Consider the following 23,979-nt stretch of genomic DNA (forward strand, 5'->3'; position numbering starts at 1 on the left):
CCCACGGACCACTCTCGCGCCACGGATGCAACCGACGGGCGATTGGAACGGGGGACATGGCGGTCCAGGACTTTGCGGCGGCGGCCGGGCATTTCCGCGACGGGCGCCGGCAGGAGGCGTATGACGCCTGCATCGCGCTTCTCGGCCGGGAGCCGGAGACGGGAGACGCCTGGCAGCTTTCCGCCATCGTCCGCTTCCAGCAGGGGGCCGACGGCGCGGCGGATGCGATTGCGCGCCAATGCCGTGCCTGCGCCTGCGATCCGGCCCGCGCCGACTATGCCGCCAACCTCGCCGCCATGATCAAGGCCCGCGGCGACGCCGGGGCGGCGATGGTCTGGCTGCGCCGCACCGCCCTGCTGACCCCGGCCGATTCCATGCCCTGGCGCCGTCTGGCCGCCGCCCGTCAGCAGGCTAGCGACCGGGCGGGCGCCGTCGACGCCCTCCGTGAAGCGGCCGGCCGGCATCCTCTGCGATCCGACCTCCATGCCGAGCTTGGCGCGCTGGCCTTGCAGCATGGGGACGCAGCCACGGCCGTGCAGGCCTTCCGCAACGCCCTCGTCCTCACTCCCGGCGATGCCGGCGCCCTGCGCACCGTTGGCGTCGCGGCCCTGCAGCATGGCCCGGCGGAGGCGTCGGTGGCTTGGCTAAGCCGGCTGCTGGCGGTCGAGCCGGAGCATGAGGACGGCTTCTGCGATCTGGCCCTGGCTCTGCACCGCCGGCAGATCGCAAGCGGCGGAGCCCGGTGGCGGCATCATGACCGGCGTCGGTTTCCACCCGCTCCCAACCGGCTGCGCGTCTATTACCGGCTGAGCGACCGCGGGAACCCCAAGGAGAAGATCGCCGGCCCCTTCGCCTGCCTGGCCAATTTCCTCGATGTCTTCCGTCCGGCCGCCGACGAGCTGCGGGTGATCGCCGACAATTGCCGGGACGATACGGTGGAGCGGGTGGAGGCGATGCTGGCACAGGCCGGCTGTCTCCATCCAGCCGTCATCCAGCGCACGGCGCTGGGCCATCACGGCTCCTTCCTGCATGCCAAGGCGCTGGCTCTGGCCGACCTGTCCGACCGCCAGTATGACCAGGACGCCATCGTCTATTTCCTGGAGGACGACTATCTGCATCTGCCCGGTGCCCGCGCCATGCTGGCGGAGGGGTTGCAGATCGCCGATTACGTGACGTTGTACGACCATGCCGACAAATACGCCGCCCCCGAGGCCACCGGCCTCGATGGGGTGATCGCGGCCGGCGGCGAGGAAACCTGCGTGCTGCGCCAGCCGCTCAGCCATTGGAAATTCACCGCCAGCACCACCATGACCTGGGCCTGCCGCCTGTCGACCCTGCGCGAGGACGGCGCCGTCTGGGACCGCTTCCGCATCGAACGGCGGTCCATCGACTATTGCCTGCACTACACGCTGGGGGCGGCCGGCCGTTTCCTGGCCTGCCCGCTGCCGGGCCACGCCACCCATGGCGAAGCGAACTGGGCCTCACCCGGTCGCGACTGGCCGGCGCTGGCACGGCAGATGGAACAGCGGCTATAGCGCCAGCCGCTTCTTCAGCGCCTCGGCCCGGTTGCGGCTGACCGGCACACGGGGGGCGCCGGGGGCGGCCATGACGAAGGCGGCGCGCCCGTCCTGCCGCTCCACCGCACGGGCATGGCGCAGGTTGACGATGTAGCCGCGATGGGTGCGCACGAAGGATCGGGCGTCGAGCCGCGCCTCCAGCTCCGACAGCGGCAGGCCGCAGAAGAAGGCGCCATCGGCGGTGTGGACCGTGGTGTAATGGCCGTCGGCCTGGAGATAGACGGCATCGGCCGGGTCGAGCAGCACGATCCCCTGCCCCTTCTCCACCGGCAGCTTGACCAGCGGTTCAGGCGCCTGCGCCGTGGGCGGTGGCGACGGCGGGACTTGGACATCGGCCGCCGATGGCCGCGCCGCCTCCATCAGCATCAGGGCGGTGACGGCACTCCCCTCCCCCGCCGCGGTGGCGGGCGCCAGCGCGGTCGCCTTCACCACCAGCACCCGGCCGGGAAGCGCCACCATCATCGAACAGGCCGATGCCGGGGCCGCCGGTTCGCCGGCCGCGGCCAGCAGCAGTTCCACCTTGGCGCGGTGGGAGGGCGGGTGCAGGTCGTGCAGATAGGCGCCGACCAGACCGGCCGCGCGGTCGCCCAGCAGCCGGACCGCCGCCGGGTTCAGGGCCAGCACCCGCCGCGCGCTGTCCAGCAGCACCAGCCCGACATCCATGTTCTGCAACGCATAGTCCATGGACGCCCACTATAGCGGTGCTTGAGGTTTAACTCCCGCCTTTCCGCTTGTCGCCCTCGACCAGGGCGGTGACGACACCGTGGAGGGTGCGGACCTCCTGCTCAGTCATCTCCATCCGCTCGAAGGCGTTGCGCAGGGTGCGGATCATCGAGGGGCGCTTGGCCTCGCTGGTGAAGAAGCCGGTACGGTCCAGCGACGCCTCCAGCCGCTCGAAGAAGTTCACCCGCTCCGCCATCGTCGCCGGACGGGTCTGGCCGGTGTGCAGGAAGCGGTCGGGCGTGCGATCGCCGGCCTGGAACCACTCGTAGCCGATCAGCAGCACCGCCTGCGCCAGATTGAGCGAAGAGAAGGCCGGGTTCAGCGGCACCGTCACCAGCGTCTGGGCAAGGGTCAGGTCGTCGTTGAACAGCCCGGTGCGCTCCGGCCCGAACATCACGCCGACCTTCTGGCCGGCGGCATAGCGCTCCCGCATCTCGCCGGCCGCGACGCGCGGGGTGACGAAGCGCTGGATCATGTCGCGGGTGCGCACCGTGGTGGCGAAGACCGACTCCAGATCGGCGACCGCCTCGGCTGTCGTCTCGAAGATCCTGGCATTGTCGATGACGAGGTCGGCCCCCGACGCCGCGGCATTCGCCTTCGGGTTCGGCCAGCCGTCCCGCGGCTTGACCAGCCGGAGGTCGGTCAGCCCGCAATTCAGCATCGCACGCGCGCAGGCGCCGATGTTCTCGCCGAGCTGCGGCTGCACCAGGATGACGGCCGGGCCGCCAAGGATCGATTCACGGGTGGGGTTCTGGCCGGAGGTCATGGGGACGATTGTGGTTGAACGATGAAGGGCGAAGACGGCCGGATTGCCGCCTATTCCTGCTGCTCCGCCGGCTCCGCCTCGGTCTTCACCGGGCCGCCATCGATGGCGGTCAGGCGCGCCTTGAGGTCGGAGACGTCGGCGAACAGACGCTTCAGACGGGCGAGGCCCTTGTATTGCTCGAAGGCGCGGGCGCGCGGCACGGCGGGATAGCCCATCCACACCGACTTCGGCGGGATGTTCATGCCGACGCCGGAATTGGCCGCCACCACCGCGTCGCTGCCGATCTTGATGTGGTCGGCGACGCCGACCTTGCCGGCCAGGACCACACGGTCGCCGATCACCGTGCTGCCGGCGATGCCGACATGGCCGCACAGCATGCAGTTGGTGCCGACCTGGACGTTGTGGCCGATCTGGACGAGGTTGTCGATCTTGGTGCCGTTGCCGATGCGGGTGGCCGTCACCGTGCCGCGGTCGATGGTGGCGCCGGCGCCGATCTCGACATCGTCGCCCAGCACGACCGTGCCGATGGAGTTCACCCGGCGGATCAGCACGTTGGTGCCGACGACGCGGCCGGTGGTCTTGGCCAATTCGACGCTGCCCGGCTCCGGGGTGACGAAGCTGAAGCCGTCATTGCCGACGGCGGCGTTGGGATGGACGATGCAGCGGGCGCCCATCTCCACCCGCTCGCCGATGCGGGCACCGGGGTGCAGCAGGCTGCCCTCGCCGATCACCGCGTCCGCCCCGACCGTGACATGCGGCAGCACGACCACACCGGCGCCGATGCGGGCGCGCGGGCCGATGTAGGCGAAGGGAGCGATGGAGGCATCGGGCGCCACCACCGCGTCGGGCGCCACATAGGCCTGGGGCGACACCCCCGGCTCGGCATGCACCGGACGTTCGAAGATGTCGAGCATCCCGGCCATGGCATAGCGCGGACGCTTCACCACGATGCGGCCCTTGATGCCCTCCGGCACCTCGACCCCTTCGGCGACGACGGCGGCGACCGCCTTGCTGCCGGGCAGCAGGGCCAGCAGATCCTTGTCCATCGCAAGCGCCAAATCCTCCGGCCCTTCCGCTTCCGACGGATGGACGGCGCGGCGGATCGTGAGGGAGCCGTCGCCTTCGACCGCGGCGCCCAGCGCTTCGGCGATCTCGGTGAGGGTACGGGGGGCGTGGATCATGATGGGACGCACCGGTGTCAGGGTCTTGCATGGGGGCCGTCCTGGCAGACGGCGCGGCGGACCCTAACACGGGCGTCCGGCGGATGGCGAGGTGTCAGAACGCGGTGCCGGGCTGCACAGTCGCCGCCGGCCCGCCCTTGGCTTCCGGCCGCAGCCAGCCCTTCACCCGCGCCTTCATCCGCCGCAGCAGCGGCTGGCGCGCCTGGACCGCATAGTATTTCCGCACCGTCTCCAGGATCTCCCAGGTGCCGGTGAAGCCCATCGGCAGCACCAGCGCGTCGCCGGCCTTGTATTCCCGCGGGGTTCCGCCCTCCGGCGTGATGATCACCCGGCCCGACAGCAGGACGCAGAACTCATGATAGGGCCAGTCCTTCATCGCGACGAGGCCAGGCGTGCACTGCCACACCCCCGACCGGAAGCGGCTGTAGTCGCCCTCGAAGATGTTGCGGTGAATCTCCAGCGGCTGGCCGGACAGGATGGCACCGAAGACCGCCGGCTTGCCGACCTCGTCGTCGGCGATGCGGTGGCTGTCGATGGGAATGGGGGTGTGATCCGGCATCGGCTCTCCCGGTCAGGGGTTGGAGGGAGGGGCACACAGGGCCGAAGGCCCGTCAGCGCTCCTGCGCAACACCCCACCCCGCCAAAGGTTCCCGGCGGATCGGAAAAAAACATCAGCCGCCGAGATTGACGATCTCCACCCGCCGGTTGGCCGCGGCCTTCGGCTGGTCGGGCAGCAGCAGTTCACGCGCGCCCATGCCGGACGCCTCCAGCCGGTCGGCGTGGATGTGGTGACGAGACACCAGATACTCGACCACCGCCGCCGCCCGCCGCTTGGACAAAGAGAGGTTGGCCGCGTCGCCGCCGACCGCGTCGGTGTGGCCGACGATGCGGAAGCGGGTGGTGCCGGCCGCCCCCATCACCGCCGCCACCTTGTCCAGAATCTCCCGCGATTCCGGCCGGATGACGGCGGAGTTGAAGTCGAACTCCACCCGGAAGGCGGCGCGCAGTTCCGGTGCCTGCATGGCGGTCGGTCCGGGCAGCGGCGGCACCGTCACCGGTCCCGGCCGCTGACCGGGGGATGCGGCGGGGGATGTGGCCGGCGGCGGGGCGGCCGGTCGCTGCATCGCCACCGGCGGGCAGTTGGGTCCGGTGGTGCCGAGGAGCGCCGCCTGGATCTCGCACTCGCTGGGATTCGGCCCCATCGGGGTCGCCGGGCCGGGCAGCCCCTGGGCAAGGCCTGCAGCAGGTGACGTCAGCCAGACACAAACGCCGAGCGCCAGAACCAGCCGCATGGCCGCATTGTTCGGACCGCGGACGGTCGCTTCAAATTGCGCGTGGAACAGTCCTGCGTGCATCTGTACGATCCCGGTCCGTATCTTTCGTATAGGGCGCTTGGGAGGAAACAAGCATGAAATCGCTGAAGGCTCTGCTCGCCGGCATCGCGCTGGCCGCTCTGACGGTTCCGGCTCTGGTTGCCGGTGCGGCGAACGCTGCCGACTACAAGGCGGAGTACAAGCTTTCGACCGTTCTGGGCAAGCCCTTCCCCTGGGGTGTCGGCGGCGACCGCTGGGCCGAACTGGTCAAGGAGAAGACCGGCGGCCGCATCAACATCAAGATGTATCCCGGCACCTCGCTGGTGAACGGCGACCAGACCAAGGAGTTTACGGCACTCCGCCAGGGCACCATCGACATGGCGGTCGGCTCCACCATCAACTGGTCGCCGCAGGTGAAGGAGCTGAACCTCTTCTCCCTGCCCTTCCTGATGCCCGACCACAAGGCGCTGGATGCTTTGACCCAGGGCGAGGTCGGCAAGACGCTGTTCGAGCTGCTCGCCACCAAGGACGTGGTGCCGCTGGCCTGGGGTGAGAACGGCTTCCGCGAGATCTCCAACTCCAAGCACCCGATCCGCACGCCAGCCGACCTGAAGGGGCTGAAGATCCGCGTCGTCGGCTCGCCGCTCTACCTCGACACCTTCACCGCACTCGGCGCCAACCCGACGCAGATGAGCTGGGCCGACGCCCAGCCGGCCCTGTCGACCGGCGCCGTCGACGGGCAGGAAAACCCGCTGGCGATCTTCGTCGCCGCCAAGCTCGCCACGCTGGGCCAGAAGAACCTGACCCTGTGGGGCTATGTCGCCGATCCGCTGATCTTCGTGGTCAACAAAGAGGTTTGGGCCAGCTGGTCGAAGGAGGACCAGGAGGCCGTGCGCGCCGCCGCCGTCCAGGCCGCCGCCGAAGAGGTCGCGATCTCCCGCAAGGGCATCACCGCCGAGGACGACAGCCTGCTGAAGGAGATCACCGCCCAGGGCGTCGAGGTGGTTCGCCTGACGCCGGACCAACAGAAGGCCTTCCAGACCGCCACCCAGCCGGTCTTCGACAAGTGGGCCAAGCAGATCGGCCCCGATCTGGTGAAGGCGGCCCAGGCCGCCATCGGCGAGCGGAAATGACTGTCCGTGCGCTTGGCTGACGACTACGGCGCCCTGCGGGGCGCCGTTTTCAGGCCCAATTGTTTGACTTGTTTTTTTTTAAGCCCTTAAGGCACTTGCTTGTGATGCGTGCCCAGGCGGATTGCGCTACAACTCCCCCAGGGCCGAATGGTTTGCGGAGCGGGCGCGTATGACGTCGGAAATGCTGCTGGCGCTGTTCAGCATCGGCGCCACCCTGCTGTTTCTGGGCATCCGCCGCGGCCTGATCCTGCGGACGGACCGGGAAATCCGCCGCTGCGGCGCGGCCCTGACCGCCGAACGCGACGCGCTGGAACTCCAGGCCAACGAGTTGGAGGCCATGCAGGCCGAAATCGAGGCGACGAAGGCAAGGCTGGTGGAGCTGTCGACCGACAAGCTGGTCCTGAACCGCCGCAGCGGCAAGCGCACCGCCGCCGCGCGCCGCTTCATCCACGAGATCGGCCGGCCGGAGCCGGGGCGCAACCATTTCACCTTCCGTTTGGCGATGACCCCCGGCTTCACCGCCCGGCCCGATGCCAAGGCGGTGGTCCACCCCGCCATCTGGCGCTTCGGAAACGAGGCGCAGGTCTGGGCCTCCGACTTCGCCGCCGCCCAGATGCTGACCCGCAACATCTTCCACGAAGGCGTGGGCGTCACCGTCTCCAGCGAGGAGGCCGACGAAGACGCTGTGGCCGGGGCCTCCGCACCATGAGCCCCGTGTGGGTTCTGGGAGCCGTCACCAGCTTGGTGATCGGCGTGCTGGCAGAGCGCATCCTCGGCATGCGCGCCCGCCGGCAGTCGGAGAAGCTGACCGCGCTGAAGGAGCGGCTGGACGTCTATGCCAACTACGCCAAGCTAGCCTCGGTCCGCCGGGTGGAGGCGGAGGAAACCCTCGCCGGCCTGCGCCACGAGGCGGCGGAGGTCGAGGGCGAGATTTTGTCTTTGCAGTCGGCGGCCACCGACGATGCCGCCCTGACGCCGATGGAGTTCTATTGCGTCGACCGCGTCGCCCGGTCCAGCGGCCCGCTGTGGTATGTCGCGGTGGAGGCGCTGGACGCCACCGCCCCCTGGACCGGCATCCGCACCTACGCCATTGCCGCGGAAAGTGCGGAAGACGCCCGCAAGCGGATCGTCGAGCGCCACCCCTCCCCCACCGCCTTCACCATCTCCCCCGCCGCCCCGCTGGTGCTGCCGGAGCGGTGAGGGTGGTCGTGCCGTTGGGGGTGAGAACCTGACACGACAAAGAAAAAGGGGCGCCCCACCGGAGCGCCCCTTTTCCCCGTGAAACCTGCCGTCAGGCGTTGTTCATGCGGTTGTCGATCAGGTCGGTCACCACGCCCGGATCGGCCAGCGTCGAGGTGTCGCCCAGGCTGTCATGCTCGTTCGCGGCGATCTTGCGCAGGATGCGGCGCATGATCTTGCCGGAACGGGTCTTCGGCAGGCCGGGGGCCCACTGGATCAGGTCGGGCGAGGCGATCGGGCCGATCTCCTTGCGGACCCAGGCGACCAGTTCCTTGCGCAACTCCTCGGTCGGAGTCTCGCCGGCGTTCAGCGTGACGTAGGCGTAGATGCCCTGGCCCTTCAGGTCGTGCGGATAGCCGACGACCGCGGCCTCGGCGACCTTCGGGTGGGCGACCAGCGCGCTCTCGACCTCTGCGGTGCCCATGCGGTGGCCGGACACGTTGATGACGTCGTCGACGCGGCCGGTGATCCAGTAATAGCCATCGGCGTCGCGGCGGCAGCCGTCACCGGTGAAATACTTGCCGGCGAAGGTCGAGAAGTAGGTCTGGATGAAGCGCTCGTGGTCGCCATAGACCGTGCGCATCATGCCGGGCCAGGCATCGGCGATGCAGAGGTTGCCCTCGGTCTCGCCTTCCAGGATCTGGCCTTCGTTGTCGACGACGACCGGCTGGACGCCAAAGAACGGCTTGGTGGCGGAGCCCGGCTTCTGGCCGATGGCGCCGACCAGCGGGCTGATCAGGATGCCGCCGGTCTCCGTCTGCCACCAGGTGTCGACGATCGGGCAGCGGGCGTCGCCGACCACATTGTAGTACCACAGCCACGCTTCCGGATTGATCGGTTCGCCGACCGAACCCAGCACGCGGAGCGAGGCGCGCGAGGTCGTCTTCACCGGTCCTTCGCCTTCACGCATCAGCGAGCGGATGGCGGTCGGGGCGGTGTAGAAGATGTTGACCTTGTGCTTGTCGATGACCTGCCAGAAGCGCGAGACGTCCGGGTAGGTCGGGATGCCTTCGAACATCAGCGTGGTGGCGCCGTTGGCGAGCGGGCCATAGACGATGTAGCTGTGGCCGGTGACCCAGCCCACGTCGGCCGTGCACCAGTAGACCTCGCCGTCCTTGTAGTCGAAGACATACTGATGGGTCATCGACGCATAGACGAGATAGCCGCCGGTGGTGTGCAGCACGCCCTTCGGCTTGCCGGTCGAGCCGGAAGTGTAGAGGATGAACAGCGGATCCTCGGCGTTCATCTCCTCCGGCGGGCAGTCGGCGGAGACGCTCTCCATCTCCTCGTGGTACCAAAGGTCGCGGCCCTCGGTCCAGGCGACGTTGCCGCCGGTGTGCTTGACCACCAGCACATGCTTGACCGTCGGCGCGCCGGCCACCGCCTTGTCGGCGTTGGCCTTCAGCGGCACCTTGCGGCCGCCGCGCAGGCCCTCGTCGGAGGTGATGACGAAATGGCTGTCGCAGTCGACGATGCGGTCCTTCAGGCTGTCGGGCGAGAAGCCGCCGAAGACGATGGAGTGGATGGCGCCGATGCGGGTGCAGGCCAGCATCGCATAGGCGGCTTCCGGGATCATCGGCAGATAGATGGTGACGCGGTCGCCCTTCTTGACGCCGTTCTTCTTCAGCACGTTGGCGAGACGGCAGACCTTCTCGTGCAGCTCCTTGTAGGTGATGGCCTTGGAAACGCCGGGATCGTCGCCTTCGAACAGGATCGCGGTCTGGTCGCCGCGGGTCGCCAGATGGCGGTCGATGCAGTTGGCCGACACGTTCAGCGTGCCGTCGTAGAACCAGCGGATATGGACGTCGTCGTTGAAATTGACGTCCTTCACCTTGCTGTAGGGCTGGATCCAGTCGAGCCGCTTGCCCTGTTCGCCCCAGAACGCCTCGGGGTCCTTGACCGACTGCTCGTACATGCGGGCATAGGCTTCCGCATTCACGTGGGCGGCGGCCGCGATCTCGGGCTTCACCGGAAAGAAGCTGTTGTCGGTCATGAGTGCGATTCCCCCGTGGTGCTTCCGAATTGGCCGGAAGATGATTGGAGGGCGGCGGGCCGCCGCCCGGAATTGAGCGGCATTATCCACACAAGTTGCGGGACGAACAAGCAGATCGGCCCCCGCAGGCCCCCCGACCAAAGGAGGATTGTGTCGCTGATTTTGCAGCGCGAGACTGTTTCTTCCCCAAGCATACCGAGGCATGCCAATGCCTCCGTGACCGCGCCGCCAACCGGGCCGGAAGGGCGGCGGTCCCGTTCCGCGACCATCCGCCGCGCCGCGGCGCAGCATGGAGGGCAGCATTCGGGGATGTCTGTCCTGTAACGGACGATCCCTTGCTTAACCCGACCTTAACCCGCCGGCAGCTATAGAGTTGCTGCATCACGGTAACGATCAGCGGCGGCAAGGATCGCAATGCCCAGCACCACCAACGCGGACGATCTTCCGAAAGCCGGCGACCGCAGCGACCGTCTCGCCGGCATGGCCGACCGCACCAGCCTGATGGCCATCGACGCCACGCTGCGCGCGCTCGGCGGCCCCATGAGCGCCATCTCGGCAGCCGGCATGGCGGACATCGCCCGGCGCATGATGCAGGCGACCAACGACTTCCATGCGGCGATGCAGGAAGCGGCGGAGTAGGTCTTTCACCGAAGCAACCGGGCAGCGGAGAGCGGGGCCGCTTTCGCCCCGCCTTACGCCCCTCAGGCCGGCACGCCGACCCCTGCCAGATCGCACACCCGCGCCCACTCCTCGTCGGTGACCGGGCAGACCGACAGCCGCGACTGACGCACCAGCGCCATCGACTGAAGATGCGGATCGGCCTTGATCTGCTTCAGCGTGACGGGTGTCTTCACCGGCATCACCGGCGCCACGTCGACCATGCCGAAGCGGCCGGCCTCGTCGCTGGGGTCCGGGTAATAGGTGCGGACGATCTCGACGATGCCGACGATCTCCAGACCTTCGTTGGAGTGATAGAAGAAGGCGCGGTCGCCCACCTCCATCGCCTTCAGATTGTTGGACGCCTGGTAATTGCGCACCCCGTCCCAATGGGTCCGGCCATCGGCGACCATGCGGTCCCAGGAATATTTGAACGGCTCGGATTTCACCAGCCAGTAGGCCATCGCCAGCGCTCTCCCGCTCAGGCCTTGGGATAGACGCGGCGCCAGGGCCGGATCGTCACGCTGTCGAACAGGCCGGCCTTGGCATAGGGGTCGCCGTCGGCGAACGCCTGCGCGGCGGCGGCATCGGCGCACTCGACGATCAGCAGGCTGCCGACCATGCCGCTCTGGTCGTCCGACAGCAGCGGGCCGGCGGCGAAGAGGCGGGCGGCATTGGCTTCCAGATAGGCCAGATGCTCGGTACGGTTGGCGGCGCGGACATCGGCGGCGCCCGCCTTGTCGACGCAATGGAACATGAACAGCATGCGGTTCGCTCCTTCACACGGTGGAGCGGGAGCCTAGATCGGATCGCGAAAAATCGGAATCGATTTGAAGCGTAAAGCCGATCGCAAAAATCTAAACGCAGGGGAAGCCGGGGGGAAAGCGTCGGCTGACAGTTCACGCCACCACGCGCGGGCGGCGCGGCGGCGCCTTGCCGCCCTTGCAGGGCGAATATCCGCCGGGGGCGATGCGGCCCAGGCGGATACCGGTGCGCTCGATCTCGCCGAAGCCGCCCAACCCCATCTCCAGCGCCGCGGCCAGCGCGATGCGGCCGCAGGCCTCGGCGTCGCTGCCGGCATGATGGTGGTGGAGCGCGATCCCCAGAAAATCGGCCAGATGGTTCAGCCGGTGTCCGGTCAAGGCCGGCCAGGCCCGGCGCGCCATCATGACGGTGCAGAGAAAGTCGCAGGCCGGCAGGTCCACGCCATAGTCGGTCAGGGTATGGCGCAGCACACTGAGGTCGAAGGCGGCGTTGTGGGCCAGGATCAGCCGGCCCTGCACCCGCTCCCGCAGACCCGCCCACACCTCCGGGAATTCGGGCGCGTCGGCCACGTCCTCTTCACGGATGCCATGGATGGCGCTGTTGAAGGGGTTGAAGCGCGGCTCGCGCGGGCGGATCAGATGCTCTTCCGTCCCGGTCACGCGGCCGTTCTCGATCCAGGCAACGCCGATGGAGCAGGCGCTGGTGCGGGTCTCGTTGGCGGTCTCGAAATCGATGGCGACGGCGTGGCCGGAAATGACGGTCATTGAGATCCGATTTGTTGGCGGTTCAATCGCCGGCAGGTCAGAGGCGGAGAATGCCGGCGAGGTCGTCGGGCAGCGCGCCTTCCGCCGCCAGCACCCGCAGCTTCAGCAGGCTGGCCACCGCCATGGCGTCGGTGATGGCGCCGGACAGCACCATGTCGATCACCTCGGCGAAGGGCAGGCGGCGCACCGCCAGCACCTCGGTCTCGTCGGGCGCGGACTCGCCCTGCTCCATATCCCAGGCGACGAAGGTGTGGGCCACCTCGTCGGTGATGCAATTGGACAGGTGCAGCGTCATCAGCGGCATCCAGCGCCGCGCCGTCAGGCCGGTTTCCTCGCGCAGCTCGCGCGCGGCGGATTCCTGCGGTTCGACACCCTTGCGCCCGCCGCCCTCGGGGATTTCCCAACTGTATTGCTTCAGGGGGAAGCGGTACTGGCCGACCAGGGTCACCGTGCCGTCGGCATGGACCGGCACCACGCCGGTGGCAAGACTGCGGGGATGGACGACGCCATAGATTCCCGGAGAGCCCTTCGGGGTCAGAACCTTGTGTTCCACCACCTCCATCCAGGCATTCTCGTATTTCGTCGTGCTGGTCAGCACGGTCCAGGGATTGCCGGTGGACTCACCGGTTTCGATCGGCACGCCAAGCCCCCTTCGTCGGTTGCGTCGGGAGTATAGGGAGGCGCCCCGGCGGCCGCAATGGCCGCACAGAGCGCGACGCACAGACAAAAACTGGTAAAATTTTCCAACAATTGGCGAAAACGAAGTCGAAATCGTTAAACAATGGTTTCTTGACAGACAAATCAGGCCAACCTACTTCTAAATCACGGTGCCGGATGTCGTGACTATACCCAAAAGTGGTAGATCGGTGATCCGCCGCTTGACCTGGAAAGGGCAGATGCGTGGTGCCGCAGATCAGTCCACAGGATTTGGAGCGGTGGCGTAACCCCGACTGGCGCATCCGTTTGGCTGCGTGGTGGGAGGGCTATGACCTGTCCCGCCTGCCCCGCATTTCGAGCCGGACCGACCCACGCGCTTTGGCGGGCCGCCGGCAGCCCGGCCCGGTCGATGCAGTCGGCAGCACCACACCTCCAGCACCGCCGGCCGCAATCGCGCTGCCGGCTCCGCCCACCGGCAACCCGGACCTGGACCGGCTGGCGTTGATGCAACTCGACCGTCACGGCGAGCCGGTCTGGTCGCCGGCGCGCAGCGAGGGCGCGCAGCTTCTGTGGGGCCAGGACATGACCGGGCCGGAGGAAGCGGCGTGGATGGTCGATTCCGTCCGCTCCTTCGGGCTGAACCCGGCCAAGAGCGTGCTGGACCTGTCGGCCGGCCTGGGCGGCACCGCCCGCGCGCTGGTGCAAAGCTGCGACACCTGGGTAACCGGGCTGGAGCCGTCGCCGCTGCTGGCGAAGCTGGCCATGGACCGGTCGAAGGTGCTGGGCCTATCGAAGAAGGCGCCCATCGCCCATTACGACCCGGAGCATTTCAACCAGGCCGGCAGCTTCGACCTCGTGATGGCCGACCGCATCCTCCACCGTGTGCGCGACAAGGACCTGTTCCTCGACCGGCTCGGCGACTGCGTGAAGCCCAAGGGCGGCATCGCCCTGTACGACTATGTGATCGACGGCACCCCCAGCTCCTGGGACAGCTGGAACGGCTGGCGGGAGGAGGAGCCGATGGAGGTCTATCCCTGGACCGCCACCCGCATGGCCGACGAACTGACCCAGCGCAACCTCGACCTCCGCATTTCGGAGGATCTGACCCAGCTGCACCGCCGCCACATCATCGACCGCGTGCGCAAGCTGGCCGACACGCTGGCCGCGGCCGTGCCGCCGGCCCCGGTGCTGGCCGCACTGAAGCGCGAACTGGCACTGTGGTGGGCACGGCTGCGGGTGCTGGGCAGCGGCCTGCGCTTCGTCCGCTATGTGGCGATGAAGCCGGCGTGACGAAGCCCGCCCGATAGGATGGCGTGAGGGTCGCCGCAGCGTATCGGATCAGTGGATCAGCCCGATGCGGTCGAGCCGCAGGGCCGCCGGCCAGCGGGCCGGTTCGTCCAGCGCGGTTGGGTCGACGGAGAAATGCCGCAGGTCGGCCCGGCCGATGAGGTTTTCGGCGGGAACGAAGCCGACGCCGCCGGCCGTTGCCGCAACCCGGCTGTCCAGCGAATTGCTGCGGTTGTCACCCAGCATGAAGTAATGGCCATCCGGCACCCGAAGCGGTGGGGTGTCGTCCAGGCCGTCGCGCCCGGCCACATGCAGGACACGGTGCGTCGGACCATCCGGCAGATGCTCCACATATTGCGGGATGGTCCGGCGGGCACCGTCGGCTCCCGTCTCGACGAAATCTTCCAGGCGCTCCAGCGCCGCCGGCTGGCCGTTCACATGCAGAACGCCGTCCCGCATCTGCACCACCTCGCCCGGCAGCCCGACGAGCCGCTTCACATAGACCTGCTCCGGGTCGCGCGGCAGACGGAAGACGGCGATGTCGCCACGCTCCGGCGCATGGCCCAGCACCCGCCCGGCGATGGGAAGCGCGTCGAGCGGGAAGGAATAGCGGCTGTATCCGTAGGGGAACTTGCTGGCGAACAGGAAATCGCCGACCTCCAGCGTCGGCTCCATCGATCCCGACGGGACGTGGAAAGGCTGCGCCACCACCGAGCGGGCCCCAAGCGCCAGCAGCCCCGCGACCGTGACCGTGCGGACCATCTCCCAATGACCGCTCTTGCCCGTCACCGCCCGCCTCCGTCCATGTGTCGCCGCGGGCAGACTAGCCGGACAAGCACCTCGCTGAAAGCTATATGCAATTCCGGACGGCATAAAACTTTGTAATGTATGGACCACCGCACCGTAATCGTTTCCAGTATCCAGGCACACGCCAAGTCCTGCCCCATGGATTGGACTTCCACCTCGTCTTGCGGCAGGGGTCATCCGGTGCGTTGATAGACCGGCCTCGCGCCCTACATCTTGGCTGTATGGCGCGTCCTGTCCGGCGGCCGTCCGGTCCATCCCCGGTCCATCCGACGAGAAGCATCTTCCCCCAGGCATCCGTCCCGGTGCCCGCCCGAACCGAAAGCCACGATCCGGACTGCCGGGTCCAAAAGCCACAGAAGCCAAGGAGTTCTTCCCGTGACCACCTTCACCGGTCAAGATTCACTCAAGACCCGCCGCTCGCTCAGCGCGGGCGGCAAGAGCTACGACTATTTCAGCCTGAAGGCCGCCGAGGAGGCAGGTCTCGGCGATCTGTCGCGGCTGCCGTTCTCGATGAAGGTGCTGCTGGAAAACCTGCTGCGGTTCGAGGATGGGCGCACCGTCTCCGTCGACGACGTGAAGGCGGTGGCCCAATGGCTGGTCGACAAGCGGTCCGACCGTGAAATCGCCTATCGCCCGGCCCGTGTGCTGATGCAGGACTTCACCGGCGTGCCGGCGGTCTGCGATCTGGCGGCGATGCGCGAGGCAATGGCGTCGCTGGGCGGCGACCCGACGAAGATCAACCCGCTGGTGCCGGTCGATCTGGTCATCGACCATTCGGTGATGGTCGATTACTTCGGTGGCGCCGAGGCCTTCCAGAAGAACGTCGATCTGGAGTTCGAACGCAACCTGGAACGCTACGAGTTCCTGCGCTGGGGCCAGAAGGCCTTCGACAATTTCCGCGTGGTGCCGCCGGGCACCGGCATCTGTCATCAGGTCAACACCGAATATCTGGCCCAGGTCGTGTGGACCGACGGCGACCCGTCGGGCAAGCCGGTGGCCTATCCCGACACGCTGGTCGGCACCGACAGCCACACCACGATGGTGAACGGCCTGTCCGTGCTGGGCTGGGGCGTCGGCGGCATCGAGGCGGAGGCCGCGATGCTGGGCCAGCCGATCTCCATGCTGATCCCGGAGGTCGTCGGCTTCAAGCTGACCGGCCGGCTCAAGGAGGGCATGACCGCCACCGATCTGGTGCTGACCGTCACCCAGATGCTGCGAAAGAAGGGCGTGGTCGGCAAGTTCGTCGAGTTCTTCGGGCCGGGCCTGGACAGCATGACGCTGCCCGACCGCGCCACCATCGGCAACATGGCGCCGGAATATGGCGCGACCTGCGGCATCTTCCCCATCGACGCCGAGACCATCCGCTACCTGACCTTCACCGGCCGCGATCCCGACCGCGTGGCGCTGGTCGAGGCTTATGCCAAAGCCCAGGGCATGTGGCGCGAGCCGAACAGCCCCGATCCGGTCTTCACCGACGTGCTCGAACTGGACATGGGCACGGTGGAGCCGTCGCTGGCCGGTCCGAAGCGTCCGCAGGACCGCGTGCCGCTGTCGGCGGTGGCGCAAGGCTTCGCCAAGGACATGACCGAGGCCTACAAGGCTGACGACTCGAAGAAGGCGGTTCCGGTGAAGGGCGCCGATTACAGCCTGGAACAGGGCGCCGTCGTCATCGCCGCCATCACCTCCTGCACCAACACCTCCAACCCGGCGGTGCTGATCGCCGCCGGTTTGCTGGCCAAAAAGGCGGTGGAAAAGGGGCTGAAGCAGAAGCCGTGGGTCAAGACCTCCCTGGCGCCGGGCTCCCAGGTGGTCACCGACTATCTCGCCAAGGCCGGTTTGCAGCCCTATCTCGACCGCATCGGCTTCAACATCGTCGGCTATGGCTGCACCACCTGCATCGGCAACTCCGGCCCGCTGCCCGACGCCATCGCCGCGGCCGTGGAGGACGGCAACCTCGTGGTCGGCGCCGTGCTGTCGGGCAACCGCAACTTCGAGGGCCGCGTCAACCCGCACACCCGCGCCAACTACCTCGCCTCGCCGCCGCTGTGCGTCGCCTATGCGCTGGCCGGCAACCTGAACATCGACCTGACGACCGATCCGCTGGGCATCGGCACCGACGGCCAGCCGGTCTATCTCAAGGACGTCTGGCCGAGCAACCGCGAGGTGCAGGACGCCATCGACGCCTCGCTGACCGCCGAGATGTTCCGCAGCCGCTATTCCGACGTGTTCAAGGGTCCGGAACAGTGGCAGGCCATCGCCACGGCGGAAGGCCAGACCTACCAGTGGCAGGACGGCTCCACCTATGTGAAGCTGCCGCCCTTCTTCACCGGCCTGACCAAGACGCCGGACCCGGTGTCGGACGTGCGCGGCGCGCGGGCGCTGGCGGTGCTGGGCGATTCCATCACCACCGACCACATCTCCCCCGCCGGCTCGATCAAGAAGACCAGCCCGGCCGGCGAGTACCTGCTGAGCTATCAGGTGCGTCCGCAGGACTTCAACAGCTACGGCGCCCGCCGCGGCAACCATGAAGTCATGATGCGCGGCACCTTCGCCAACATCCGCATCCGCAACGAGCTGATCCCCGGCGTCGAAGGCGGCGAGACCAAGCATTACCCGTCGGGCGAACGGCTGCCGATCTACACCGCCGCCATGCGCTACGCCGACGAGGGCGTGCCGCTGGTCGTCGTCGCCGGCAAGGAATACGGCACGGGGTCGAGCCGCGACTGGGCGGCAAAGGGCACCAGGCTGCTGGGTATCCGCGCGGTGATCGCCGAGAGCTTCGAGCGCATCCACCGCTCCAACCTCGTCGGGATGGGCATCCTGCCCTTGCAGTTCAAGGACGGCCTGACCCGCAACGACCTGAAGCTGGACGGATCGGAACGCTTCGACATCGCCGGCATCGAACAGGATCTGCGGCCGCGCAAGGACGTCGCCCTGACCCTGACCCGCGCCGACGGCACGGTGGAGACCTACCCGCTGCTGCTACGCATCGATACGCTGGACGAGGTGGAGTATTACCGGAACGGCGGCGTGCTGAACTTCGTGCTGAGGAATCTGGCGAAGTAAGGCTGCCGGAGTTCGGATAAGGCAAGGGCCGCGTCCCGGTGGGGGAGCGGCCCTTTTTGCTGCCGAGGAAAACCGAACCGGCGCATCACGCCGCCCCGGCGCTCGCCATCATGCGGCGGAGGTCGTTGGGGAAGACCGGCTTGTGCAGGATGCGGAAGCCGCGGCGTTCGGCTTCTTCCTGGCGTTCGGAGCTGGTGTCGCCGGTCAGGATGATGCCGGGAACCGACTGGCCCAGCATGGTCTGGACCGCACAGACCGCCTCCGGACCGGTGCGGCCCTGCTGGAGCTGGTAGTCGGCCAGCACGATCTGCGGGCAGCGGCCGTCGGCGCGCAGCCGTTCCAGCGCCTGATCGCCCGACTTAGCGGTTAGCACGTCATAGCCCCAGCCTTCCAGGATCGCCTTGAGGCCGAGCAGGATGATCGCCTCGTCGTCGATCACCAGCACCATGCCCTTGGCGGATCCGGCCGCAACTGCGGCAGCCGGCGCGGCAATCGTCTTGGTCGCCCCGCCAGCGCTCCGCCCACCGCCGAAGGCGTTGGCGATGGCGCTGATCGCCTGCCCCCGATCGTTCGCGGCATTGGCCGCCGCCGCATCGTTGGCGATGGACCGGCGCGCGAGCGTCGCGGCGGCGGCGGCGGTGCCGCTGGCCGGACGCGGGTTGCCCAGGATCACCCGCGGCAGCTCGACCGCGAAGACCGACCCCTTGCCCTCCCACGAGCGCACCGTCACCGGATGGCCGAGCAGCCGCGACAGCCGCTTGACGATGGCCAGCCCCAGGCCGAGGCCGCGTTCGCTGCGCTCGCCCAGTTGGGTGAATTCCTCGAAGATGTCTTCCAGCCGGTCGGCGGGGATGCCGGCGCCGGTGTCCCACACCTCCACCCGCATGCCGGACGGCGTCCGGCGGCAACCCAGCAGCACCTTGCCCCTGGTGGTGTAGCGCAACGCGTTCTCGACGAGGTTGCGCAGGATGCGCTCCAGATGGGCCGGATCGGTGCGGACCCAGGCGCGCGTCGGCACGGCGCGCAGCACCAACCCCTTCTGGGCGGCGCGCGGGCCGTATTCGGCGACCAGCCGGCCGAGCATCTGGTTCAGCCGTACTTCCACCGGCGTGGCGACGATCTTGCCGGATTCCAGCCGCGACATGTCCAGGAGACCGTCCAGCAGGCTCTTCAGCGTGTCCAGCCCCTGGCGGATGTTGTCGAGGATCGGCAGCGCCGCATGACCCTGCAACCGGTCGCTCAACGCCGCGGTGAAGAGATAGAGCGACTGCACCGGCTGGCGCAGGTCGTGGCTGGCGGCGGCGAGGAACTTGGACTTGCCGTCGTTGGCCTGATCGGCCTCCTCCCGCGCACGGCGCAGTTCGGCCTCGGCCTTCTTGCGGTCGGTGACCTCGACGGCGGCGCAGGTGACGCCCTCGACACGGCCGGAGGGATCGAGCAGCGGATCGACGGTCAGGTCGAAGAAGCGATCCTCGCCCTTGCAGTGGATGCGCACCTCCTCCCGCGCGCCGACGCCGCTCTCCATCACCCGGCGCTTCAGCGCCATCATGCCGTCGGCATCCTCACGCTGGCTGCACAGGTCGGCGTCGGTACGGCCGATCAGTGCGTCGGGAGAGAAGCCGAGCCATTCCGAATGCGCCCAGCTGTAGCGCAGGTCGCGGTCCTGGTTGAGCACCACCACGCCGGAATTGCGCAAGCCGGTGCGCACGCGCTCCTCGGCGACACGCAGCGCCTCCTCGGTGCGCTTGCGTTCGGTGATGTCGATGCCGGTGGCGATCAGGTGGGTGACATGGCCGTCGGCATCGACCATCGGGGTCAGGTTGACGTCCACCGTCATCTCCCGCGGAGTGGTGTCCCGCCCGGTGGCGACGCGCAGCCCGGCGTCGAAGCGGGAGGACCGTCCGCCGGCGCCCAGCGCCAGCGCCTGCCGCAACCGCTCCCGCCCGGCCTCGTCGAAGGACAGCCAGCAGATCTCGTCGAAGGGGCGGCCGACGATGCGGGCGGGCGGCAGCCCGGCGGCATCGGCGGCGGCACGGTTGACCTGGGCCACCGCCCCGTCCGGCGTCAGCACGCCGACATAGGCCGGCAGCGCGTCCAGCACGGCGCGGATGTGGCTTTCGGACTGGCGCAGCGCCGCTTCACGCGCCTCCAGCCGTTCAGCCATCATGTCGAAGGCGTAGCCGAGCTGTCCGATCTCCGACGAGCGGTCGGACAGCTTCACCCGGGTGGCGGTCTTGCCCTCGCTCCAGTCGCGGGCGGCGGAAACCAGCGCATCGACCGGGCGGCGGATGAACAGGGTACCGCCGATCCAGGCGGCGGCGGCGGCGACCAGGAAGCCCGACAGTGTCATCAGCAGCCCGTCCCGGGTGGCGCGGTCCACCGCGCCCATGGCGGCGCCGCGGTCGACGCCGACGCTGATGAACAGGTCGCGGATGCCGGCGGCCGGCGGGGAGAAGGCAAGGATGCGCGACACGCCGTCCAGTCCGGGCAGCATGGTCACGCCGGCTTCCCGTTCCGACAGAAGCCCCAGATAGCTGTCCGGCAGCCGTTCGCCGGCGCGGCCCTGGGTGCCCGGCAGCTTCACCAGGATGGTGCCGGAGCGGTCGGCGACGGTCAGGGTGGTGTTGTCCGGCATCGGACGGGAGGCGAAGAGGGCGGTCAGCCGCGGGACGTCGAGCGACAGGGCGACCACGCCGGCCCGCCGGCCGTCGCTGTCCGAATAGGGAGCGGCGACCGGCAGTTCGCCGCCGTCGGCGCCGGAATGGGTGATCGTCCATTCGCCGACGGCGAAACGGCCCTGCGCCATCGCCCGGCGGAAATGCGGCTGGACGCTCAGAGAGGCACCGATGCGCGACGGATCGGCGCTGCACAGGATGCGCCCCTCGGTATCGGTGATCGACAGGGTGCGGTAGTCGGCGGAACGGGTCGCCAGCCGCTCCAGATAGGTCTGGCAGCTGTCGGCCTCGCCCCGGCGCAGGAAGCGCGCCTCGGTCACCGCGGTGACCATCAGGCGGGCGCTGTCGATGAGACGGAAATGCTCGCTTTCGACCTGCCGGAGAAGCCGTTCGGCCTGGAGTGTCACCTCGCCTTCGCGCTCCGCCCGCTGTTCGAGCACGCTGTAGATCTGGATGCCGATCGCCGGCAGCACCGCGAGCAGGACCAGGATGAAGAGGCGTGCCAGAAGGGTCATGACGTAGACGAGGCTCCTCCGCAAAGCCGACCGGATGAAACGACGGATGCGCCACCCTGCGGCAGGCCTATCGCTAACGCACTTATGGTTAAGCGGCGGTTAATTTAGAAAAGAATGAGCCGGAACAGAGGGGAGAAGCCGATCGAACGGCTGTTATCCTCTCCCAATTTGCCGCCAACTGCAGGGCATTTACATCAAAAACCAAAACATACCACCATCGAGTGGTTACGGTCGAAAGGGATATGCACCGCAGCCTGCTTGAATTCGCGTCATTGCAGTGTTCAAGGACTTCCGATGCAACTGGAATCCCGATGCAGCTCCATCGATGGAACAGGCTGCGGGGTGGGCTGTTGAAGCCTTGCAATGACCACACCCTTCCTCCTCCCCCCGCTCCGCACCACGTCCCAGGGCACGCCGCGCCGCGTGGGGGTGGAACTTGAATTCGCCGATCTGGACGCGCCGTCGGCCGCAGCCTGCGTGCACCGGCTGTTCGGCGGCACCGTCACCGTCGAGAACCCGCACCGATGTCTGGTGACGGAGACGCGGCTCGGCGACTTCACGGTCGAACTGGACATGCGCTCCGCCCACAAGGGCAAGGGGGGTGCGGCGATCCTCGACCCGCTGCGGCCGTTGTGGGGCAACATCGGCAGTCTGGTGATGCCCTTCGAGATCGCCGCCCCGCCGGTGACGGTGGATCAGATGCCGGAGTTGGAGGAGATGGTCGCCCGCCTGCGCGCGCTTGGTGCCGCCGGGACGGAGGCCAGCCCGCTGTTCGCCTTCGGCCTGCATTTCAATCCGGAGGTGGCGCGGACCGATGGCGATTACCTGCTGGACATGCTGAAGGCCTTCCTGCTGCTGGCCCCTTGGCTGCGGCGGGAAATCCGGGTCGACGTCACCCGGCGCCTGTCCGGCTTCATCGCCGCCTTCCCGACGCCCTATACCGCAAAGGTCGTCGATCCTGCCTATCGTCCCGACCTGGGCGGGCTGATCGACGATTATCTGGCCGACAACCCAACCCGAAACCGCGAGCTGGACCTGTTCCCGCTGTTCGCCCATCTCGACCGCGACCGTCTGGCCGCGGCGATGGAGGATCCGCATGTCCGCCCGCGCCCGACCTTCCATTACCGGCTGCCGAACGCACGGCTGAGCGATCCCGGCTGGTCGCTCGCCGCCGACTGGAACCGCTGGGTGGCGGTGGAGCGGCTGGCCGCCGACCGCGCGCTGCTGGACGGCCTCGGCACCGAGTACCGCCGGGCGGCCGAAGCGCAGCAGCTCGACGGCTGGGCCGGGCGCATCGACGCCGTGCTGGCCGCCAATCCGGGCATTCACGGTGACCACGCAGGCAGCGCCGGACAAGCGGATGGAACCGACGGCCCCGCCCGTCAGGCCGGCTGAGGGAGTTTTCCATGGCAGCCATCGTCGGCAGGTCCCGGCCGCTGGTCGGCATCACCGCCTCGATCCATGGCAGCCGCATCGCCGCCATGGCCAACCGGCTTGCCCTGTGGCGGGCCGGCGCGTCGTCGGTCCGCATCACCGCCGAGTCCCCCTTCCCCATCGACCGGCTGGACGCGCTGGTCGTCGGCGGCGGCGACGACATCGACGCCTCGCTCTACGGCGAATCCGCCCGTCCGCAAATCCGCATCGATCCCGAACGCGACCGGTTGGAGATGCTGGCGCTCGACTGCGCCGCCAAGATCGGACTGCCGGTGCTGGGCATCTGCCGCGGCTCGCAGATGATCAACGTCCACCGTGGTGGCTCGCTCCACGTCGACATCCACGAGATCTACGAGGAAGCGCCGCATATGCGCACCGTGCTGCCGCGCAAGCGCATCCGGATCGCGCCGGACAGCCGGCTCTACCGCATCCTCGGCATCGCCGAATGCCGCGTGAACGCCCTGCACCACCAGTCGGTGGACCGCGTCGGCGACGGCCTGCGCGTCGTCGCCCGCGAACGCGCCGGCATCGTCCAGGGCATCGAGGCGCCGAACGAGCCCTTCATGATCGGCGTGCAGTGGCATCCGGAATATCTGGTTGCGGACAGCCGGCAGCAGGCCCTGTTCCGCCGTCTGGTCGAAACCGCCGCCGGCACAGCCCCGCTGGACGAACTCGTCGAGAGTCCCGCCCGCCGCCCGGCCCGCGCATCCAGCTGATACTCCCTCAGTCCATCTTTTACCGTGCGCCATGATGGTGACGCGGCGGCATCCTGCCGCCACCACCTGCCGGACGGATCGCAACACCGGAACGACGTGCAAAAACGACGCGGGCGCCGCCGGAGGGATGGCTCCGGGGCGCCCGCGGTTTTGCCGCAACGGGAGGCGTGTTACTTGCTACCGTTGTCCGGGCCGCAGTTCGGGGTGCCCGGCGGGCAGTGGGTACCGGTGGCGGTCTGGTTGTCGCGCGGAACGTTGCTGCCGGTGTTGTTGCCCATGCCCGACGGGGCGGTGGTCACACCCGGCACCGGCGAGGTCGAGGAGCCCGACATGGTGCCCGTGGTGCCGGTCGAACCCGACATGCCCGCACCGCCCGTCGTGGAGCCGGCCGACGGCGAGGTGGTGGCGCCCGGCGGGGTGTGGACGATGCCGTCCGGCCCGACGTTGGTGGTGCTGCTCGGAGCGGTGGTGTATGCGCCGCTGCCCTTGACGGCGCCGGGGTTGGCTTGCTGAGCGGTCTGGGCCATGGCCGGGGCGGCCATCAGGAGAACTGCCGAAACAGCACCGATCATCAGGTTACGCATCCTCGAACTCCTTCATGGTGGCAACGCCTCGCATTTGGGCGTCTTTGGAACGGGACGGACGCCGTGTTTGGAGCCGCAATCGGCGTCCGGTCAGGGCGTCGTTGTCTTTCATGGGTTTAGAACAGGG

General features: G+C 68.3%; 22 protein-coding genes. 9 read left to right on the plus strand and 13 right to left on the minus strand.

Annotation, left to right across the window (positions count from 1 at the left end; translation table 11 throughout):
* Positions 1-56 precede the first annotated feature (56 nt).
* The gene (locus ACWPN8_RS13120; RefSeq protein ID WP_492241044.1) at positions 57-1,535 is read left to right on the plus strand and encodes a tetratricopeptide repeat protein; all 1,479 of its coding nucleotides are present in this window, start codon (positions 57-59) and stop codon (positions 1,533-1,535) included.
* Here ACWPN8_RS13120 and ACWPN8_RS13125 read toward each other — a convergent pair.
* The 5 genes from ACWPN8_RS13125 to ACWPN8_RS13145 form a co-directional block, all read right to left on the minus strand.
* On the minus strand, positions 1,530-2,261 hold the full coding sequence (locus tag ACWPN8_RS13125; protein ID WP_492241045.1) for a LytTR family DNA-binding domain-containing protein: 732 nt from the start codon (positions 2,259-2,261) through the stop codon (positions 1,530-1,532). The genes ACWPN8_RS13120 and ACWPN8_RS13125 overlap by 6 nt on opposite strands.
* A gap of 28 nt (positions 2,262-2,289) precedes the next feature.
* Complete coding sequence (locus ACWPN8_RS13130; protein ID WP_109445505.1) at positions 2,290-3,066, minus strand: RNA methyltransferase; 777 nt, start codon at positions 3,064-3,066, stop codon at positions 2,290-2,292.
* Between the two features lie 50 nt (positions 3,067-3,116).
* Positions 3,117-4,247 (minus strand): UDP-3-O-(3-hydroxymyristoyl)glucosamine N-acyltransferase, encoded by a 1,131-nt coding sequence (lpxD, locus tag ACWPN8_RS13135; RefSeq protein WP_492241046.1) that lies wholly within the window; start codon positions 4,245-4,247, stop codon positions 3,117-3,119.
* A gap of 94 nt (positions 4,248-4,341) precedes the next feature.
* The gene (locus ACWPN8_RS13140) at positions 4,342-4,806 is read right to left on the minus strand and encodes a cupin domain-containing protein (protein WP_492241047.1); all 465 of its coding nucleotides are present in this window, start codon (positions 4,804-4,806) and stop codon (positions 4,342-4,344) included.
* Positions 4,807-4,918: 112 nt separating this feature from the next.
* Positions 4,919-5,602: an OmpA family protein gene (locus tag ACWPN8_RS13145; protein WP_492241048.1), complete on the minus strand. Its 684-nt coding sequence runs from the start codon at positions 5,600-5,602 to the stop codon at positions 4,919-4,921.
* A gap of 53 nt (positions 5,603-5,655) precedes the next feature.
* On the opposite strand from ACWPN8_RS13145, the gene ACWPN8_RS13150 reads away from it, so the two are divergent.
* The 3 genes from ACWPN8_RS13150 (at position 5,656) to ACWPN8_RS13160 (ending at position 7,893) form a co-directional block, all read left to right on the plus strand.
* Positions 5,656-6,693 carry a DctP family TRAP transporter solute-binding subunit gene (locus ACWPN8_RS13150; RefSeq protein ID WP_492241049.1) on the plus strand — a complete coding sequence of 346 codons (1,038 nt, stop codon included), beginning with the start codon at positions 5,656-5,658 and terminating at the stop codon, positions 6,691-6,693.
* A gap of 169 nt (positions 6,694-6,862) precedes the next feature.
* On the plus strand, positions 6,863-7,402 hold the full coding sequence (locus ACWPN8_RS13155) for a hypothetical protein (RefSeq protein WP_492241050.1): 540 nt from the start codon (positions 6,863-6,865) through the stop codon (positions 7,400-7,402).
* On the plus strand, positions 7,399-7,893 hold the full coding sequence (locus tag ACWPN8_RS13160) for a hypothetical protein (RefSeq protein ID WP_109445495.1): 495 nt from the start codon (positions 7,399-7,401) through the stop codon (positions 7,891-7,893). The genes ACWPN8_RS13155 and ACWPN8_RS13160 overlap by 4 nt, the downstream gene beginning before the upstream one ends.
* 91 nt (positions 7,894-7,984) lie before the next feature.
* On the opposite strand, the gene acs is transcribed toward ACWPN8_RS13160, so the two are convergent.
* Complete coding sequence (gene acs, locus ACWPN8_RS13165) at positions 7,985-9,925, minus strand: acetate--CoA ligase (RefSeq protein WP_492241051.1); 1,941 nt, start codon at positions 9,923-9,925, stop codon at positions 7,985-7,987.
* A gap of 414 nt (positions 9,926-10,339) precedes the next feature.
* On the opposite strand from acs, the gene ACWPN8_RS13170 reads away from it, so the two are divergent.
* Complete coding sequence (locus ACWPN8_RS13170) at positions 10,340-10,564, plus strand: hypothetical protein (RefSeq protein ID WP_492241052.1); 225 nt, start codon at positions 10,340-10,342, stop codon at positions 10,562-10,564.
* A 62-nt stretch (positions 10,565-10,626) separates the two neighbouring features.
* Here the strand turns inward: ACWPN8_RS13170 and ACWPN8_RS13175 are convergent, their stop codons facing one another.
* The 4 genes from ACWPN8_RS13175 to ACWPN8_RS13190 all read right to left on the minus strand — a co-directional run bounded on the left by ACWPN8_RS13175 (position 10,627) and on the right by ACWPN8_RS13190 (position 12,751).
* Positions 10,627-11,046 (minus strand): EVE domain-containing protein, encoded by a 420-nt coding sequence (locus ACWPN8_RS13175; RefSeq protein WP_109445492.1) that lies wholly within the window; start codon positions 11,044-11,046, stop codon positions 10,627-10,629.
* Positions 11,047-11,063: 17 nt separating this feature from the next.
* Positions 11,064-11,348, minus strand: coding sequence for a YciI family protein (locus ACWPN8_RS13180; protein WP_109445491.1), 285 nt, complete (start codon positions 11,346-11,348; stop codon positions 11,064-11,066).
* Positions 11,349-11,481: 133 nt separating this feature from the next.
* A complete protein-coding gene (locus ACWPN8_RS13185; protein WP_492241053.1) occupies positions 11,482-12,111 on the minus strand; it encodes a 3'-5' exonuclease in 630 nt (209 codons plus the stop codon).
* 37 nt (positions 12,112-12,148) lie between these two features.
* A complete protein-coding gene (locus ACWPN8_RS13190; protein ID WP_109445489.1) occupies positions 12,149-12,751 on the minus strand; it encodes an NUDIX domain-containing protein in 603 nt (200 codons plus the stop codon).
* A 260-nt stretch (positions 12,752-13,011) separates the two neighbouring features.
* On the opposite strand from ACWPN8_RS13190, the gene ACWPN8_RS13195 reads away from it, so the two are divergent.
* Positions 13,012-14,058 carry a class I SAM-dependent methyltransferase gene (locus ACWPN8_RS13195; RefSeq protein WP_492241054.1) on the plus strand — a complete coding sequence of 349 codons (1,047 nt, stop codon included), beginning with the start codon at positions 13,012-13,014 and terminating at the stop codon, positions 14,056-14,058.
* Positions 14,059-14,106: 48 nt separating this feature from the next.
* On the opposite strand, the gene lepB is transcribed toward ACWPN8_RS13195, so the two are convergent.
* A complete protein-coding gene (lepB, locus tag ACWPN8_RS13200) occupies positions 14,107-14,844 on the minus strand; it encodes a signal peptidase I (protein ID WP_492241055.1) in 738 nt (245 codons plus the stop codon).
* Positions 14,845-15,237: 393 nt separating this feature from the next.
* Here lepB and acnA point away from each other — a divergent pair, with 393 nt between their 5' ends.
* The gene (acnA, locus tag ACWPN8_RS13205) at positions 15,238-17,928 is read left to right on the plus strand and encodes an aconitate hydratase AcnA (RefSeq protein WP_492241056.1); all 2,691 of its coding nucleotides are present in this window, start codon (positions 15,238-15,240) and stop codon (positions 17,926-17,928) included.
* Positions 17,929-18,013: 85 nt separating this feature from the next.
* Here the strand turns inward: acnA and ACWPN8_RS13210 are convergent, their stop codons facing one another.
* Positions 18,014-21,118 (minus strand): PAS domain-containing protein, encoded by a 3,105-nt coding sequence (locus tag ACWPN8_RS13210; RefSeq protein ID WP_492241057.1) that lies wholly within the window; start codon positions 21,116-21,118, stop codon positions 18,014-18,016.
* Positions 21,119-21,481: 363 nt separating this feature from the next.
* Here ACWPN8_RS13210 and ACWPN8_RS13215 point away from each other — a divergent pair, with 363 nt between their 5' ends.
* The gene (locus ACWPN8_RS13215) at positions 21,482-22,513 is read left to right on the plus strand and encodes an amidoligase family protein (RefSeq protein WP_492241058.1); all 1,032 of its coding nucleotides are present in this window, start codon (positions 21,482-21,484) and stop codon (positions 22,511-22,513) included.
* Positions 22,514-22,524: 11 nt separating this feature from the next.
* Positions 22,525-23,268: a gamma-glutamyl-gamma-aminobutyrate hydrolase family protein gene (locus ACWPN8_RS13220; protein ID WP_109445483.1), complete on the plus strand. Its 744-nt coding sequence runs from the start codon at positions 22,525-22,527 to the stop codon at positions 23,266-23,268.
* A 170-nt stretch (positions 23,269-23,438) separates the two neighbouring features.
* Here ACWPN8_RS13220 and ACWPN8_RS13225 read toward each other — a convergent pair whose 3' ends face one another.
* Positions 23,439-23,852, minus strand: a complete 414-nt coding sequence (locus ACWPN8_RS13225; RefSeq protein WP_492241059.1) for a hypothetical protein — start codon at positions 23,850-23,852, stop codon at positions 23,439-23,441.
* Positions 23,853-23,979: the final 127 nt, after the last annotated feature.

This window comes from Azospirillum sp. UENF 112521, assembly GCF_058780665.1.